This window comes from Thiorhodospira sibirica ATCC 700588 (assembly GCF_000227725.2).
GTDB classification, from domain to species: domain Bacteria; phylum Pseudomonadota; class Gammaproteobacteria; order Ectothiorhodospirales; family Ectothiorhodospiraceae; genus Thiorhodospira; species Thiorhodospira sibirica.
Genome location: NZ_MU255056.1, coordinates 467,308 through 483,766 on the forward strand (window position 1 = coordinate 467,308; position 16,459 = coordinate 483,766).

A 16,459-nucleotide genomic window follows, 5' to 3' on the forward strand; every position below is an offset into this window, starting at 1 on the left:
GCACTGTTTGCGTGTGCCTTTGTCATTTGTTTAGGGTCGGGAGGGGACGAATACAACACCCGCAAGGGAAATCAGTCCGCCGAGCTACTCACGGTTTTCAGCCTCCCGACCGCCCTCATCTGAATGAGGATAAGCAACTTCTGAAAAGGTTGGGTAGCCATGTCCATATATTCTGCCTGTGCGCCATTGCACACCTTAAGTATGTCCTCGCGGGAAATTGCCGCACTGACCGGTAAACGCCATGACAATATCATGCGTGATATCCGGGTGATGCTAAACCAGCTGTATCCTGATGCCTCAGTACTGAGTTATCAAGAAATTCAAGGGATTAGCCTTGAATATTGCCCACAGACCAAACGCCTTGCCGGGTATCATCTCGACCGCCGTCATACGGAAATCCTCATCACCGGCTACGACATCAAACGCCGGGCGGCGGTGATTGATCGCTGGTACGAACTGGAAAGCGGCCAGGCCCAGCCGCGTTATGCCACCCCGCCAGACCCCGACCCGCTGCACCGCCCTGACTTCATCCGCGCTTACATCCGCCTCACCGCCTTAAACCTCTGTCTGGATCATCTCTCGCTTAACGACACCACCAAGCGGCAACTGATTGAACAATCCGTGCGCAGCCTGGGCGAAGATGCCGCCTTTTTACAGACACAAGCCCCACCTCCACCCCCCGCCGGACGCGAACTGACCACCTTAAGCACCCTGCTAAGGCGTCACCAGCAACGCCACAGCGTACAAGTAGTCAACCGGGCCTTGGTGCGTTTAGGCTGGTTACAAGACATCCGCCGCGAAACCCCACGGGGTTTAAAACGGGTCAAGCAATTGGTCGGTGAAGGTTTGTGTTATGGCAGAAACCAGCGCAACCAACCGCTGTACTACGCCGTGCAATTCCCTGAACTATTGCGAAGGATTGGTGGGTATTTGCGCTAACTGAGAGCGCCATGCCCCTGGGAGCGCGCAGTACCCGCTGCGCATAGCCGTTAAACCCCGCGAGGCCTACGGCCTCGGTGCACAGCGGGTGCTGTGCGCTCCCAGGGTGGCCGCAACATACAGCGGCATCAAGATGATGCCGCCACGAAGGCCAAAAGCCCATTACTGTCGCGCGCGAACGAGACGCACCCGGCCTGTACCGTTCTGGAAGTTGACGCTGACATGACCGCCATTGAAGTTCACGAGCCACGCATGGCCACTACTATCGGCATAGGGCGAAGACGACCAAAACCAATCAACAGGTGTGTCTGGAAAGGCCAGCGAATCAATGGTTGGCCTGTGATAGTCATCTTCACAACCCCCAGAACCTCTTACAGGCTCGCCTGTTGCATCAAATTCCAAAGGTTTTTGTCGGCCAGAGGACCAATACACCAGGCTGTGTAATTCCTTGAGTGTCGGGAGGCGCCAATCGGTATAGCCCGCATAGCCACCCGAGGCATTCAGTGCCTGCGCGGCCTGCAAGGCCGCATCCCATTCATAGCCTTTTGCCTGGCCGACACAGCGCCCGTTTTCCCAGGTTTGTCCCAGACTGCAACGCATCCAGTGCAGGCCCGTTCGGACATCTAGCACCGTGGCGTCATTTAAATCCTGGTAACGTCGAGTGCCGATCAAACTCTGATTTCGCTCAATCTCCAGCTGTTGTTCCAGCTCCTGGATGCGCGCTAATAACTTCATCGTCCCCGCGCTGTCGCCGCTAGGAGTGGCACACATCGCCTCCAGAATTTGTGCATCTATCTCAATATCAAATGCGGTACATAAACCCTGCAAAGCGTCTTTTTTAGGTAGAGTTTTTAACCCCTATACCTGCTCAGCCAAGGCGTTTTCTTTGCGGGACAACAGCCATTTTTCCAATAAACCACTGTGCAAATGCTCATAGACCTCCGTGCAGAAATGCTCTCGTAAGCTGTCGATATCACTTATCGTGTGCCCATCCATCACAAAATCAAATTTAATCCGCTTTTTGATCACCATGATCAGAATCCTCAATACTGTTAAATCGTCATACGTAGCAACACCCTGGGAACGCGCAGCCCCAGTTTATCAGGAGCACGGAGCTAAAGCTCCGTTCCCCCGGTGCACAGCGGGAGCTGTGCGCTCCCAGTGGCGGCATCATCCTGATGCCGCTATAAAGCGTGCGACGGCTGCCTGCCGCCACGTCTTATAAAAACAGGGAGAGCGGGAGCTTTAGACTAAACCCATCACCGCCGTTGTAAAGGGGTTTGAGCGGCTATCCCCGCCTAACTGTAAATTTAGACGGGGTAGCCAATTAGGGGACGCTAATTATGCTGGATTGACATGCGTAGGCGAAGGAAGCTGTGGTGACTCCTGCGCTGGCTTTGAGGGGCGGTCAACATTTTGATGTTGCACGATATACTCAAGCGGTACTCCGGCATCATGGAATTTCTGCCAGATACGGGTCCACAATTCAGTCAAGACACGGGCACGCGCCAGATATGGGATATCCGTATACCAACGTATCTCGTATCGACCGACGAGCAGTTTATCAACCACTGTATTTCCAGTCGCCAAAATCTGTTTTTGCAGGTCCTGGCGAATCAAATTGCATTCATCAACCGCTTCGGTAATTAACAAAATGACTTTGCGTGTTTCATAGGCGGGTGAAACATACACATGCGTAAAGTCACGCAGCGGCAATTGACGGGTGTAGTTGATGATGACCGATTCAGCAACCCGACCATTCGGTATATTGATGCTGTAGTTCATCACATTGGTGATACGCGTTGAACGCCATGAAACACTGTCCACGCGGCCAAACTCTGTAGCCCCCACTTTGGGGTCACCGCTGCTGATCTGTATCACATCACCAATGCTAAAGGAATGCTCGGCAAATAGTGTAATCCCACCCAGCAGATCTGAGAGTGTTTCCTTGGCAGCAAAGGCAAGGGCAAAGCCAAAGATACCAAGACTGGCGATAATTACACCAATATCAAAGCCTAATCGGCTCAATACCAGAATAATCGCCAGGACAAGCACGACAACACGAAATGCGATAAACGCAAATGAGAGTGCGAATAGCTTATGCGTACTATCGGGCGCTGCCGACATCTCGATCTCTTGGGATTTACGATCTACAAAACGCTTTGCTCTAACAATCAAAAACCAGGTCAGGTAGATAATGACGAATAACTCAATCACAAACCGCAGCAGTGCCCGTAAATGTGCCTGAGTCCGTTGCTCATGATCAACACCGATCTCACCTTGTAAAAAATAAGCCCTCTCCAGATGCGTGCCTGGGCGTTGTCTTTCGGGTAAGGCAGCGAGTTGTTCTGTGCTGTGACCTGTCAATCGGTTCAAGGTCCGTTGGTGCGATGAAGCGATGACCCTAAATTCACCTTCAAGATCTAGATAGCGTTCATTTTCGCTAAGTAGAGCGCTTGCTTGACGCTGTTCAAACAGCATAATCCATTCCTGCAAAGCCATCTGTTGGGCATAAAGCGCCAACAATGCCCCCTTGGCCCGTTCTATAAAATCGGCCTTATCGTGCTCAAGCAAAGGAGGGGCCGCCTTAAATTGTTCTCCGGTACGGGCGGTAAAATCAGCAATGAGTTTCCCTGCTTCCTCAGGCTGTAACTGCGCACGTACTTGCAGCCATACGCGCTCTTGCTGCAATGCCAAGGTTGCAAGCTGCTCTTTTAATACGGGTAACAATTCATTGATGCTTTGTTGATCACGCTGCACCAGCTGAATCAACTCGGCGACTTTTTCTTTCTCAGTGGCCAGTAATGCCTGTTGTGCTTCAACAAGCAATAATGTCCTATAGTTGTTGCGCAGCAGCTCCGTTAATTCTTCGGCACGATCAGAAGGAAGTAGGCCAAGCAAGCGCTCAAACAGGCCACTTCCAAGACGCATACGAGCCTCTGCCTGCTGCTCAAGACGCTCGCTGTTACCTAATGTTTCTGGTATCTGCAAACGCTCCGTTTCCAGCATGCTTAAATCTACCAAAAGCTCCAGGCGCTGCCCTACGATTGCTTGCAAACTGTCAAATAATGTGTACTGCGGAGATTGCAAAAGATCATGCTGCGCAGGCTCGGCATCTTCTTCTGATGGTGCAGAATCGTTGCCTTTGAGGTGCGCCATACGCAAACGGACATGGGCGCGCTGATTGATACGTTCAGTGATTTCTGTTTCCAGCGCTGTGATCGGCTCTCTGCGTAATGCCCGAAGCAAGCCATCTGGTGCTTGTTCAGGGGCTAGGTTGCCGCGTCCAAGCTGTTTTTTGAGCTCGGTTGAAGTGGCGTACTGTTGTAAAGAAAGTCGGTGTAATTGTGAAAGTATTTGAATGTAATCGGTCTGTGCGGCTTCCAATGCTTCGAGTGTGGCAAGTAACTGCACATGTTCATGCTGCTGGTTACGCAGATATTGCTGTCTGCTGGCAACCAGGCTTTGATATGTCCTCAAACCTTCCGCATCATCTGTAAAGCGTTCGCCGGTTGAGGGACGCCCTTCCGTGCTGGACACCTCTGTTGGTGTCGCTGTCTGGCCCGCTGTGTTTTGTTGTGCGTGGGCGGCAGATTCATCCGGTTCAGACAATTCATGCAAACGCCGCTGAATTCTTTGTTGTTCTGCCTGGATGGTGGGGTGTGACATCCTGACCAGTGGATCAGAGAGGCTATATAAGCGGTCGCGCTGAATCTTTTCTTCCTGAATGAATTCATTCACTGCTTGTGCTTGCGTTTCCAGCTGTTCGCGTAAGGTCTGCAATGCTTTTGCATCACTGTTGAAACGCTCGACTAAAGCCGCTCCATCCAGCTCAGCGAGTTGCCGTTCCCATTCTTGGGCTTGTCGTGTTGACTCCAGGGTTTGCTGTAAGTCTGCAAGGATCTGATTTGCCTGGGTACGTGCAGAACGAATTTCTTCCCTACGGGTTTGCAGCAAGGTCAGCTGGCTATGCAGATCATTGACCCTAGCATCAATACCCTGGATAGCTTCAGCGACTCGTGTACGCGCCTGCTCAATCGCTTCTGTAGTCAGTCCTTGTACGCGTGATAATTGACGGGCATCACTGATCTCGATGAGCAAAAACATCTTGGCCAGATGCTCTTGCAAAAAGCTCGCGGCGACACTGAATGCCTCACCAGATTCAACAACGGCTTGTTGTTTTTGATCTAGTTGCTGCAATAATTCTGAACGCGCCTCAAGCTCAGCCATCAAGGTTTCAAGTGCGTTGATTTTTTCTTCCAGCGCGGCAGCAGATATACCCGTGCTTGGCCGTTCTACTAAAGCAGGAAGCACTCCAAGCGCTGACTCAAACTCCGTTAATTGAGCATAACCTCGGTTGAATCGTAAAAACAACAGCCGAAAATCCCCCTGCAAGAACATGCGCTCATCTTCAAGGGCAGCAAGGGATTCATGCAGTTCTTCGTTAGTTTTCTCCTGATATTGCGTACTTAGCTTTTGTTGTTTTTGAGCCTCGTCTTGTTGCATTCGTATTGTTGCGAGTCTCGTTTGCGCATCAACGCTAATATTTTGAATTTCTTCAATGCGTTGCTTGAGTGTTTGCAGTCGTTGCTGATTGGATTCCTGATGGTTGATCAGTTCCTGGCGTTGCGTTTGAAGTACCTGCCCCCGTTCTTGAACAGCCTGCTTGGTCAAACTGCCAGGAATACTTGAGCCTTGTAGGGTGCCATCAGCTACCCGTAACTGCAGCTCTAAAACCATCGCGTAAAGCTCACGCAGTGTATTGATAAATCCGGTATTAGCCTCTAGCGTTGCATCATTTTGTTTAATGATAAGCTCCAGCGTTTGCAGCTCACGCTTAAGCTCATTCTCATATCTTTGGTAACTTTCAACACGCTGTTTTGCATGCTCTAAAACAGTCTGGTCTTCGATGATGTCCACTTCCAGTTGTGGCGGCGGTTGCCAGGCTGTGTTGGCCTGTTTAATCTGTTGATATAAAACCTGCGTCTGTTGCAATAATCGCTGCTCTGCATGGAACAAATCCCTGCTTTGCTGATAGCGTGCAATCGCTTGATCCAGTAACTCCTGATTGGTCAGCCGGTGATAGCCCTGCTCAAGATTATGGGAACGAAGTGGCAGGGCAAATTCAACAGGGGCTATGGTTGGCTGCAGAATAGAGCGGATTTCATGCATCGCCCGGGCATCAAGAGGACCTGTGGCATCAAGATTATTGTCACGCTGAAAGCGCCGCATCGCCCTGATGGTTTCTGCGCCTAACAGACCATCAACCAAGGTGATGCCATAGCCTCTATCCCTGAGCTGTTGCTGTATGCTCTGAATATCACCAATGCTGGGTTCAGCTTGCGCCATGACATTGCCATGCATGATCAACAGCAGCACTAACGCCACAATAAATGGCCACGCTACTGAAGATATTAGACCTCGCTTTAATAAAGTACGTTCTTTCATATGATATTTTTTCGCTGACTATAAATGGCTACGCATACACTGTGACGTATCGTTATAAAAAAGTATTTTTCAGGCGCCTTCACCCACGCCAAATTCCTTTTCCAGGTCCTTGGCTGACTTTCCATTAACGAGCATGATAAGATAATCTCCTTTTTGAATCAGTGTTTCGTCCATAGGGTTTTTGCGCAGATCATGTCCACCCTGGGCTGTTTGCTTTGATATTCCAATTAAAACCGCCTGATAGTCTTTTTTTAGCTTGACAAAAGCATCGCCATACATTTCATTGCAAAAAGGGTTTTCAGGCAACACAAGGTACTGACGGATTTCGTGGTCGTTTTCATCTGTGGATGGAGATAATAGCTGATTCAAGAAAATGGCCACATCCTTTTTAAAAAGATGACCGGCAAAAATCTTGGCACTGATGGCGTCTCTGGAGAGGGGGAAGATTTTACGCTGCAAAGAAAAGCTTTCTTTTAGCTTTGGATTCAAAACGGGCGAGATGATGGAAATCTGGGGAAAATATTTACGAAGCTTGAAAATATAGATTAGACGATCACGGTCTGATTCCAGATTTATGTAAATACCAAATGCACGATCCAGAGGAAGTTTTTTGATTTTTTCAAAATTCAAATAATCCACTCTGAGAGCAATCACTTGACGATTATCATGCGCAGCGTTGATTCGTTCGGCGACTTGTTGGTCATCGACTAATGCAATCACCTGTCGATGGGTACACACCAATTGTTCAGTGACCAAGTCAGCAAACTTGTCCCAGCCCACGATGACAACAAAATTATCAAAGTTTTGAAGTAATGACATTGGATGCTCTCACATACGGTATTGATGGCGCAAGCGTTCAGCTTCCTCCCTGATTTTATGCAGACTAAGTCGTACTCCGAACGCTTACTTAGCAATTGAAGCAGGTATTTTATGCGACATCTACGTCAAAGATCCCTCCTGGACACCAAAGGCGCGCCTGATTTGCTTGGCAGATTTTCCTGTAGCAATCATGATCATATAATCACCTTCAGCAATTTTCAGGTTTGGGTCATCCGGGTTGCTTAGCACGACACGCACACCATCAATGGTTGTTGCCAAGCCCACAAGAACGGCATCCAGCTGTTTTTTGATGTCAAAAAATGCCTCATTATAGAGACGATCTTTAAAACGATTTTGTGCGGTCACACGGTACTGCAAGATTTCTGAATCATCTTCATGCGTTGCGCCTGAAATCATTTGCTCAGTGTATTTAGCAACTTCTGGCTCAAAAATAAAGCTTGCGGTTAGCTTTGCATCAAACTCATCTCTGGATAACACCACAGAGGCACCAGCGGTTTCAAAAGCTGGAATCAATTCCGCGTCATTAACAACAACGCCATAGTTTAGCTCGCGGTAATAAAACTGTTTGCTATTGATAAGATAGACAAGTTTTTCTGTGTCATCGGGGAGATTTATAAAAACAATGCTGGCGCCCTCAATGTGTGCTTTGCGCGCCAGCTCAAAATTGAAATGATCGGCAAGGAGGAAATAAACCTGTTCGCGGTCGTAATTATCCGATAAAAGCTCAAGCTGGGAGCGCTGATCCATAATGACTGCAACCTTTACATTTGCCGCAACCAGCTGATCCAGCACAGTTTGTGCAAAACGATCCCAGCCAATAATGACCACATGGTTCATGAAGGTGGTACCGTTATACCCCAAACGTCGATTTTCATGAATCTCGGTAATCAAGTTACTGATACGTCCAATCAGAAAACCCAGTACGCCCATACTCGCGAAGATAAAAATATATCCAATCAACTTTCCCTGTTCAGTTTCCGGCGACATATCACCGTATCCAACCGTAGTCATGGTCACGATTGAATACCAGATTGCATCACTGATGGTGTTAATTGTTGGATCATCACCCGCCTGCTCAAAATAAATCAGGACGGAAAGCAGCCCGAGATAGACAGCCACCCCTGCTACAAAAAAACCAAAATTTTTAATTAATTTTTTTAAATTCACAGATACCAATCGAGAATTTTTATCTCGATCCTCCTTTATTGCTTTAGCTAAAAATTTAACATCTTGGCTGGATAATATATCCTGATTAAATAAGAGTTAATGCCTGGTTAATTGAATTTAAATAACTTATGTAAAAGCTTGTCAAAAAGAATTTAGAAATGCGTGTATAATATGCTTTAATGTAGCATTGTAAACCATGTCTTGCAAGAAAAAAATGCAACATAAAACCATGATAAGATCATGGTTTTCACCAACAAAAGCCCTGTGGCGATGCCTTCCCGGTGTCGCGAAGCAGTAGCGGATGCATCCTGCGTTCGCTGTTTTTTCGTGCGACACCTGGAAGGTGCCGCCACAGCAAACGCAAGGTGCGTCCGCCACGGTCACTTTAGTTTCTTGTGCTACGGATTTTGCTTGGCTAACAGTTCCCGCAGGGCGCGGATGTCTTCGCGGACGGCGCGCAGTTCTTCGCGCAGTTGCTGATTTTCGCTTTCTGTGCGCAATAGATCGGCATGAATCTGGGCGCTGTCGTCATGCAGTGTTTTGCTAATGGCTTGTTGCTCAATCGCACGCTGTTCTTCCTGCATACTCTGCATGGTGCTGACGATGATGGCGATGAACAGGTTCAGAATGGTAAAGGTGGCCACTAAAATGAACGGGATGAAGAACAGCCAGGCATAGGGATAGCTCTCCAGGACCGGGCGGGCGATGCCCATCGACCAGCTCTCCAGCGTCATGATCTGAAACAGGGTGTACATGGATTTGCCAAGTGTGCCAAACCAGTCGGGGAATTGTTGCCCAAACAGGCCCGTAGCAATCACTGCAAAGACATAATACAAAAGCCCCAGCAGGCCGATGATGGAGATAATTCCGGGAATGGCGCGCAGCAGGGCCTCGACCACAAAGCGCAGTTTGGGCAACAGCGACACCAGACGCAGCAAACGCAAAACGCGCAGCACCGACAAAGGCCCGGTGGAAGGAATCAAGGCCAGCGAGACCACTACAAGATCAAAGACATTCCAGGGGTTTTTGAAAAAGCGCCGATCCAGGGCAAATAATTTGATCAGCAGCTCTATCACAAACACACTGAGAATGAGGCGATCCGCCCAGATCAGGTAGCTGCCGAAATGCGTCATCAGCGTCACCGAGGTCTGCAGCCCTAAAATGAGCGCATTGACCAGGATCAGGATGATGATCAGACGCTGTATCGCTGCGCTTTCAATCCATACGCCCATGCGTTTTCTCAATCCCTCATGTTCTGCCATGCGGTTATGCTCCTAATTAAGTATCAAGTTTATGTGTCAGGGAATTTAAGTCATGCTTGGTACAGGCAGGCTGCTTGATTGTGTATCCGCCCAGGATCAGCGAAAATAAACACCCTCAATGCCCAACCTCATGTGTACGCAACGCGGCGATTATATCCACAGACGCGCCACAACGCTTTGTAAAACTGGAAAACTTTTAAACTGATGTCAAGCCCCCTGATTAGCGACGAAGTGTCGCGGCGGCGAACCTTCGCCATTATCTCCCACCCCGACGCGGGCAAAACCACCATGACCGAAAAGCTTTTGCTGTTTGGCGGTGCCATTCAGCTTGCCGGGACGGTTAAAGGACGCAAGTCCGCCCGCCATGCCACCTCTGACTGGATGGAGCTGGAAAAACAGCGCGGGATTTCGGTGACTTCCTCGGTGATGCAATTTCCTTACAAGGGGAAGATGGTCAACCTGCTGGACACCCCCGGCCATGAGGATTTTTCGGAAGATACCTACCGCACCCTGACCGCTGTGGATTCGGCCTTGATGGTCATTGATGCGGCCAAAGGGGTTGAAGAGCGTACCATCAAACTGATGGATGTCTGCCGTCTGCGCGATACGCCGATCATGACCTTCATCAACAAGCTCGACCGCGAAGGCCGTGAGCCTATTGAATTGCTTGATGAGGTCGAGGCCGTGCTCAAGATTCAATGCGCGCCGATCACCTGGCCCATCGGCATGGGGAAACGCTTTAAGGGCGTGTATCACCTGCGCAATAACACCATTCACCTGTTTAGCCCCACCCACGGCGGCAAAATCAAACACGGCGAATTGATTCAGGGGCTGGACCATCCACGCCTGGATGAACTGCTCGGCGATCAGGCCCAAGAGCTGCGGGATGAGTTAGAACTGGTGCAGGGGGCCTCCCATCCCTTTGATGTGCAAGCCTACCTGGCCGGTCAGCAAACCCCGGTCTTTTTTGGCTCGGCCATCAACAACTTCGGGGTACAGGAACTGTTAGACGACTTCGTGCAATACGCCCCACCTCCTCTGCCTCGCTCCACCCAAAGCCGCACCGTCGCCCCCCTGGAAACAGAATTTAGCGGCTTTGTGTTCAAGATTCAGGCGAATATGGACCCGCAGCACCGCGACCGCATCGCCTTCATGCGCATCTGCTCCGGGGTCTTCAGCAAAGGCATGAAATTGCAGCATGTGCGCCTCAATCGCGATATCAAGATCAGCGACGCGCTGACCTTCATGGCCTCGGATCGTGAGCATGTCGAACACGCCTATCCGGGTGACATCATCGGCCTGCATAATCACGGCACCATCCGCATTGGCGACACCTTTACCCAAGGAGAAGCCCTTTCCTTTACCGGCATCCCCAACTTTGCCCCGGAATTGTTTCGCCGCGCCCAACTGCGTGACCCACTCAAGATGAAACAACTGCAAAAGGGCCTGCAACAACTGTGTGAAGAAGGCGCCACCCAGCTCTTTCGCCCCCTGCAAAACAACGACCTGATTCTCGGCGCCGTCGGCATTTTGCAGTTTGATGTGGTCGCCCATCGGCTCAAAAGCGAATACAACGTCGATGCCACCTTTGAGGCCATCAATGTGCAAACCGCTCGCTGGGTATCATCCAAAGACCCGCGCAAACTGGAGCAATTCCGCGACAAAGCCGTGGCCAATCTCGCCATCGACCAAGGCGGCGATTTAGTCTACATCGCCCCCACCCGCGTCAACCTGCAAATGGCCATGGAAAAATGGCCAGAGATTAAATTCCACGCCACCCGCGAACACGGCCTGACCCTGTAGTCGCATCGGAGCAACACCCGCGAGGCCCTTGGGCCTCGCTGCCATCCGCTGCATGGCCATCCGGGCCTGGGCGCGCATCTTGTGACGACAGCTCACCTGGCAAAGCAAAAATGAATCAAAAGCGTCGTTGTGACTCAACCATCAGCGGTGGGCTTGCAGTGCTGCTGGAACCAGCGTTCTCTTTAGGCGGCGGATCAGCTGGATTTTTAAAAAACGCTGGATGCGAATGGCCGGGATTGAGGGATCAATGCTGTGGTTGGTGCGCTAACGTGTCCATTTGCTTCAGTCGCGTTTGCGGATGGGGGGACGCCGCACCGTGGTTGGGGTTGTGGAGCGTCAAGTCTTTGGCTGACACGAGGCCAAAGGTTCTGCGAAGTTTTTATGTCGCCGCAGCAAGCCTACGGCTTTGTGCGGATTCGTGCCGAGTAATACTCGGCACTTCCAAGGGCTCGACGCTGCTGTTCAGGTGTTATTTATTTTTCCAGCAGGCTGCGCAGCATCCAGGCAGTTTTTTCATGCAGCTGCATACGCTGGGTGAGCAGGTCAGCAGTGGCTTCATCACCGGCTTTTTCCACGGCGGGAAAGATGGAGCGGGCGGTGCGTACCACGGCTTCCTGGCCTTCCACGGAAAGGGCGATCATGTCTGCGGCAGAGGGGACGCCGCTGGGTTCTTTGATGCTGGTGAGTTTGGCAAATTCGCTGTAGGTTCCGGGTGCGGGGAAGCCCAGTGAGCGAATCCGTTCGGCGATGGCATCCACCGCTAAAGCCAGCTCGTCATATTGGGTTTCAAACATCAGATGCAGGGTCTGAAACATCGGCCCGGTGACGTTCCAGTGAAAGTTGTGGGTTTGCAGATACAGGGTGTAGGTATCGGCGAGCAGTTTGCCAAGCCCTTGGGCAATTTCGGCGCGATCTGCTTCGTTGATGCCAATATCAATATGCATAAAAACTCCTTGGTTTTGTGAAGTTGCATGAAAAAATGGCCGTCTGTACAAGCCTTAGCTTGCACAACGGAGCTCCAGTCTGCCGTCACACAGCGACCGTTTGTGGCTAATGAAATGGTCAAACTCGTGGCGGAAGTGCTTAAGTATACCGATTGTGGCGGCACCTGCGGCATCTCCCAGGCCACAGATGGTGGTACCGGTATTAAATTTGGCGATGTATTCAAGACGCTCAAGGTCTTCATTGGTTCCCTGTCCATGAAGTATGCGCTGGATAATGCGATGCATCCAGCCCACGCCTTCGCGACAGGGGGTACACTGGCCACAGGACTCGTGATGATAAAAGCGCAGCATGACCGCGAGTGCGCGTACCATGCAGGTGCCCTCGGCAATGATGATCATCCCGCCTGAGCCTAAACCGGAATCCACATCCCAGAAGGATTCATGATCGAGACTCAGCCCTTCGATGATGTCAGGGGGCAAGATCGGTGAGGAGGTGCCACCGGGAATCACCGCCTTCAAGGCACGACCGCCTGCCACGCCGCCGCAGTCTTGCTCTAAAAAGGTCTTGAAAGGATAGCCCATTTCCACCTCATAGACTCCCGGTTTGGCAACATGGCCAGAGATGGAAATCAGGCGCGTACCGGGGCTTTTTTCGGTGCCGATGGCGCGATAGGCGGCACCGCCGTGGCGGATGATCCAGGCGATATTGGCCAGGGTTTCGGTATTATTGACCACGGTAGGACGCTGCCACAGACCTTGCACGGTCAGACGCGGCGGGCGGTTGCGGGGATAGCCGCGCTTGCCTTCCAGCGAATTGAGCAAGGCCGAGGCCTCACCGCACACATAGGAACCAGCTCCGCGAAAGATAACGACATCACAAGAGAAGGTGCTGCCCAGAATCTGCTCACCAAAATAGCCCGCTGCGTAGGCTTCCTCCACAGCGGTCTGAATACGCTGCAAGGGTCGGTCATATTCACCCCGGATGTAGATGAAACAATGCCGCACTCCCAGTCCATAGGCACACAGCAGCATGGACTCCAGCAGTTGATGGGGCGCATATTCCAATACCCAGCGATCCTTGAAGGTGCCGGGTTCGCCTTCGTCCGCATTGGCGACCAGATAATGCGGCTGGCCATCGTGCGGATTAACCACCTGCCATTTGCGCCCTGCGGGAAAGGCCGCGCCCCCGCGCCCCTGAATGCCCGCATCAACCACTTCCTGAATAATGTCTTCCGGGCGCAGACTGTGCAGCGCCTTGGCCAGCGTCTCATAGCCGCCCCGTGCGCGGTAATCGTCCAAGTGATGCGCCGTCGGCGTCAGGGGAAAATCGGTTAGAATCTTGCGCCCAGGCATCAGTTTAGCTCCTTGAGCAGTGCTTCCAGGGATTCCAGGGTCAGCTGCTCGTGGTAGGTTTCATTGATCATCATCACCGGTGCGGTTCCGCAACATCCCAGACACTCCACCGCAGACAGGGTAAAACGTCCATCTGGCGTGGTCTCACCGGGGCGAATGCCTAAGCGTTCATGCAGATAATCAAAGAGATTGTCGCTACCACACAGGGCGCAGGGGAGATTGTGACATAGCTGCAGGTGCCAGCGACCGATGGGCGCGCGGCGCAGCATCGTATAAAAAGACAGCGCTTCAATGATCTGTATCGCCGGCATCGCGAGATAATCGGCCAGAAAGGCGATATCCTCATCGTGGATATAGCCGCGTTCTTGCTGGATGCGGTGCAGACAGGGCAATAACAGGACGCCGTTAAGCCCTTCAAGGGGCAGGCGTTGCTTGAGTGCTTCAAACTCAGGGATTAAATGCTTCATAATGCCTGGATATTTAACTGAATATGTGGAGTACACAGCACCCGCTGCGCACGAAAAGCGTGGCGGCGGAGTCCAGCCGTTGCACCGGGAGCGCCGAGCACCCGCTCGGCCGCCGGGACAAGGACTTAAAAACCCACCGAGTACCACGCGGCGATCCGGATAAAGATAATGCCGCCACATGGCAGCTTCCCGCTGTCGCTGTTTGGCGCTCCCATGACAAATACCATGTTGACACAGTGTATCAGCAAATTTCGCCTTGAGGCGTACTCTTTGGCGCTGCGCCACCCGTGGCGTTTTGCCAGCCGGGTGATCACCATGCGCCAAGGGTGGATCGTGCGTATCCAGATGGCAAATGGCGCGGTCGCGCTGGGGGATTGTGCGCCGCTGGCGGAATTGGGAACGGAGACACCCGCGCAAGCCTACGCCTGGCTAAACGCCCAACGGTCTGCCTGTCAGGGACGTAGCCCGCTGGAGGCATTACATCACCTGCCCGCGCCTACCCAGGCACCACCGGCGGCGCGCTGTGCGCTGGAATGTGCCCTGCTAAGCCTGTGTGCCCAGCAGCACGGGCGCTCTGTGGCACAGTGGCTTCATCCCCAGGCCAAAAGCCATATCCGCATCAATGCCAATCTCGGCAGTCTGGATGACGCCATCGCCACACGCTTGCACGAAGTACTGGCGCAGGGCTTTAGCGTCTGCAAACTCAAGGTGGGGGTTTATCCGCTGGCGGATGAAATCGAGCGCCTGTACACCCTTGCCGCCATCCTGCCTGACGGTGTGACGCTGCGTCTGGATGCCAATCAGGCATGGGATTTCGCGCAAGCCCAGAGCGTTGTGCAGGCGATGGCGAATCTGCCCATCGAAGCCCTGGAAGAACCCTTGAGCGCGCCAGATCAAGCCCATTTACAGGCGCTGCAAGCGCAGAGTCGCTTTCCGCTGGCACTGGATGAATCACTGGCCGATCCTGCGCACGCTCAGCGGCTGCTGGATGCGCTACCGGTACAGCGCCTGATTCTCAAACCCTCACTGCTGGGCGGCCTGTTGCGCTGCATGGACATGGCCCAGCATACCCGGCAACAGGGCCTAAGCTGCGTGGTCACCAGTATGCTGGAAAGCGGCACAGGTCTGTATTATGGCCTACACCTGGCCGCCGCCGTCGATGCCCTGCACAGCACACCGCTGGCGCATGGCCTGGGCACCGGCGACTGGTTTGTCACAAACCCGTTGAGCCGATACCAGCATCAGGATCAAATCACTCTCCCCGCCAGCGAACAGGGCGGATGCCTGACACCTTTTGATGCTCCATGAGTTGCGGAGTTGCGGCATCATCCAGATACGGCTTGGCAACCATCAGCGACACCTGGAAGGTATCGCTACGTTGTTGCTTCAGGAAAACAGGTCGTCGATGGCGGGTGTTGGGTTGAGGTTTAAGGGGGGTTTGCGGCCAAAGTAGCGGTAGGTGTTGTGGGTGGCGATGCGGCCACGCGGGGTGCGCATTAAAAAGCCTTGCTGGATCAGGTAGGGTTCCAGGACATCTTCAATGGTGCCGCGTTCTTCGCCGATGGCGGCGGCGAGGTTGTCAATGCCCACCGGGCCGCCGTCGAATTTCTCAATCACGGCAAGCAATAGGCTGCGATCCATGGCATCAAAGCCGTGGCGGTCAACGTTGAGCATGTCTAGTGCCTGTTGTGCCATGCGTAGACTGATGCTGCCGTCGCCTTTGACCTGGGCGTAGTCGCGAACTCGCCGCAGCAGGCGGTTGGCAATGCGCGGGGTGCCGCGTGAACGCTGGGCGATTTCTGTGGCGGCGTCTTGATGCAGCGGCGTTTGCAGGATGTCGGCGGCGCGGGTGACAATGCGCGCCAGTTCTTCGGTGCTGTAAAACTCCAAGCGCTGCACAATGCCAAAGCGGTCGCGCAAAGGCGAGGTCAGCAAGCCCGCTCGGGTAGTCGCGCCCACCAGGGTAAACGGCGGCAGCTCAAGCTTGATGGAACGCGCTCCTGGCCCTTCGCCGATCATGATATCCAGCTGAAAATCCTCCATTGCCGGATATAGCACTTCCTCCACCACCGGCGAGAGTCGGTGAATTTCGTCAATAAACAGCACATCACGCGCTTCCAGATTGGTCAACAGCGCCGCCAGATCACCGGGGCGATCCAGCACTGGCCCCGAAGTCTGGCGCAGATTGACCTGTAATTCATGGGCGATGATGTGCGCCAGGGTGGTTTTGCCCAGA

Annotated in this window: 13 protein-coding genes; 3 read left to right on the forward strand and 10 right to left on the reverse strand. The window is 52.5% G+C overall.

What is annotated here, in order from left to right:
• Positions 1-159: 159 nt before the first annotated feature.
• Entirely contained in the window at positions 160-939 is a 780-nt protein-coding gene (locus tag THISIDRAFT_RS02320; RefSeq protein ID WP_006788057.1) for a Rha family transcriptional regulator, read from the forward strand.
• Between the two features lie 162 nt (positions 940-1,101).
• On the opposite strand, the gene THISIDRAFT_RS02325 is transcribed toward THISIDRAFT_RS02320, so the two are convergent.
• From THISIDRAFT_RS02325 to THISIDRAFT_RS02350, 6 genes are all read right to left on the reverse strand, one after another.
• The gene (locus tag THISIDRAFT_RS02325; RefSeq protein WP_246585308.1) at positions 1,102-1,710 is read right to left on the reverse strand and encodes an Lcl C-terminal domain-containing protein; all 609 of its coding nucleotides are present in this window, start codon (positions 1,708-1,710) and stop codon (positions 1,102-1,104) included.
• An 87-nt stretch (positions 1,711-1,797) separates the two neighbouring features.
• Positions 1,798-1,971 (reverse strand): hypothetical protein, encoded by a 174-nt coding sequence (locus THISIDRAFT_RS02330; RefSeq protein ID WP_006788055.1) that lies wholly within the window; start codon positions 1,969-1,971, stop codon positions 1,798-1,800.
• 309 nt (positions 1,972-2,280) lie between these two features.
• Entirely contained in the window at positions 2,281-6,387 is a 4,107-nt protein-coding gene (locus THISIDRAFT_RS02335) for a mechanosensitive ion channel domain-containing protein (RefSeq protein ID WP_083824601.1), read from the reverse strand.
• A gap of 69 nt (positions 6,388-6,456) precedes the next feature.
• Positions 6,457-7,206, reverse strand: coding sequence for an NAD-binding protein (locus tag THISIDRAFT_RS02340; protein ID WP_006787403.1), 750 nt, complete (start codon positions 7,204-7,206; stop codon positions 6,457-6,459).
• 120 nt (positions 7,207-7,326) lie between these two features.
• Positions 7,327-8,394: an ion channel gene (locus THISIDRAFT_RS02345; RefSeq protein ID WP_006787404.1), complete on the reverse strand. Its 1,068-nt coding sequence runs from the start codon at positions 8,392-8,394 to the stop codon at positions 7,327-7,329.
• 398 nt (positions 8,395-8,792) lie between these two features.
• Positions 8,793-9,656 (reverse strand): ion transporter, encoded by an 864-nt coding sequence (locus tag THISIDRAFT_RS02350; RefSeq protein WP_006787405.1) that lies wholly within the window; start codon positions 9,654-9,656, stop codon positions 8,793-8,795.
• Positions 9,657-9,860: 204 nt separating this feature from the next.
• On the opposite strand from THISIDRAFT_RS02350, the gene THISIDRAFT_RS02355 reads away from it, so the two are divergent.
• Positions 9,861-11,459, forward strand: a complete 1,599-nt coding sequence (locus THISIDRAFT_RS02355) for a peptide chain release factor 3 (RefSeq protein WP_006787406.1) — start codon at positions 9,861-9,863, stop codon at positions 11,457-11,459.
• A 473-nt stretch (positions 11,460-11,932) separates the two neighbouring features.
• On the opposite strand, the gene THISIDRAFT_RS02360 is transcribed toward THISIDRAFT_RS02355, so the two are convergent.
• From THISIDRAFT_RS02360 to THISIDRAFT_RS02370, 3 genes are read right to left on the reverse strand one after another with little or no spacing between them, the layout of a single operon-like run.
• Positions 11,933-12,403 carry a Dps family protein gene (locus tag THISIDRAFT_RS02360; RefSeq protein WP_006787407.1) on the reverse strand — a complete coding sequence of 157 codons (471 nt, stop codon included), beginning with the start codon at positions 12,401-12,403 and terminating at the stop codon, positions 11,933-11,935.
• 54 nt (positions 12,404-12,457) lie between these two features.
• The gene (nuoF, locus tag THISIDRAFT_RS02365) at positions 12,458-13,756 is read right to left on the reverse strand and encodes an NADH-quinone oxidoreductase subunit NuoF (protein WP_006787408.1); all 1,299 of its coding nucleotides are present in this window, start codon (positions 13,754-13,756) and stop codon (positions 12,458-12,460) included.
• Entirely contained in the window at positions 13,756-14,223 is a 468-nt protein-coding gene (locus THISIDRAFT_RS02370; protein ID WP_006787409.1) for an NADH-quinone oxidoreductase subunit NuoE family protein, read from the reverse strand. Before THISIDRAFT_RS02370 ends, nuoF begins: the two co-directional genes overlap by 1 nt.
• A 213-nt stretch (positions 14,224-14,436) precedes the next feature.
• On the opposite strand from THISIDRAFT_RS02370, the gene menC reads away from it, so the two are divergent.
• Positions 14,437-15,531 (forward strand): o-succinylbenzoate synthase, encoded by a 1,095-nt coding sequence (gene menC, locus THISIDRAFT_RS02375; protein ID WP_159098520.1) that lies wholly within the window; start codon positions 14,437-14,439, stop codon positions 15,529-15,531.
• A gap of 78 nt (positions 15,532-15,609) precedes the next feature.
• On the opposite strand, the gene ruvB is transcribed toward menC, so the two are convergent.
• A partial coding sequence (gene ruvB / locus THISIDRAFT_RS02380; protein WP_221913941.1) for a Holliday junction branch migration DNA helicase RuvB occupies positions 15,610-16,459 on the reverse strand: 850 nt, incomplete at its 5' end.

Coding starts and splice junctions, on each gene's coding strand:
- THISIDRAFT_RS02320 (WP_006788057.1), top strand. CDS start 160: ATGTCCATATATTCTGCCTGTGCGCCATTGCACACCTTAAGTATGTCC.
- THISIDRAFT_RS02325 (WP_246585308.1), bottom strand. CDS start 1,710: ATGTGTGCCACTCCTAGCGGCGACAGCGCGGGGACGATGAAGTTATTA.
- THISIDRAFT_RS02330 (WP_006788055.1), bottom strand. CDS start 1,971: ATGGTGATCAAAAAGCGGATTAAATTTGATTTTGTGATGGATGGGCAC.
- THISIDRAFT_RS02335 (WP_083824601.1), bottom strand. CDS start 6,387: ATGAAAGAACGTACTTTATTAAAGCGAGGTCTAATATCTTCAGTAGCG.
- THISIDRAFT_RS02340 (WP_006787403.1), bottom strand. CDS start 7,206: ATGTCATTACTTCAAAACTTTGATAATTTTGTTGTCATCGTGGGCTGG.
- THISIDRAFT_RS02350 (WP_006787405.1), bottom strand. CDS start 9,656: ATGGCAGAACATGAGGGATTGAGAAAACGCATGGGCGTATGGATTGAA.
- THISIDRAFT_RS02355 (WP_006787406.1), top strand. CDS start 9,861: ATGTCAAGCCCCCTGATTAGCGACGAAGTGTCGCGGCGGCGAACCTTC.
- THISIDRAFT_RS02360 (WP_006787407.1), bottom strand. CDS start 12,403: ATGCATATTGATATTGGCATCAACGAAGCAGATCGCGCCGAAATTGCC.
- nuoF (WP_006787408.1), bottom strand. CDS start 13,756: ATGCCTGGGCGCAAGATTCTAACCGATTTTCCCCTGACGCCGACGGCG.
- THISIDRAFT_RS02370 (WP_006787409.1), bottom strand. CDS start 14,223: ATGAAGCATTTAATCCCTGAGTTTGAAGCACTCAAGCAACGCCTGCCC.
- menC (WP_159098520.1), top strand. CDS start 14,437: ATGACAAATACCATGTTGACACAGTGTATCAGCAAATTTCGCCTTGAG.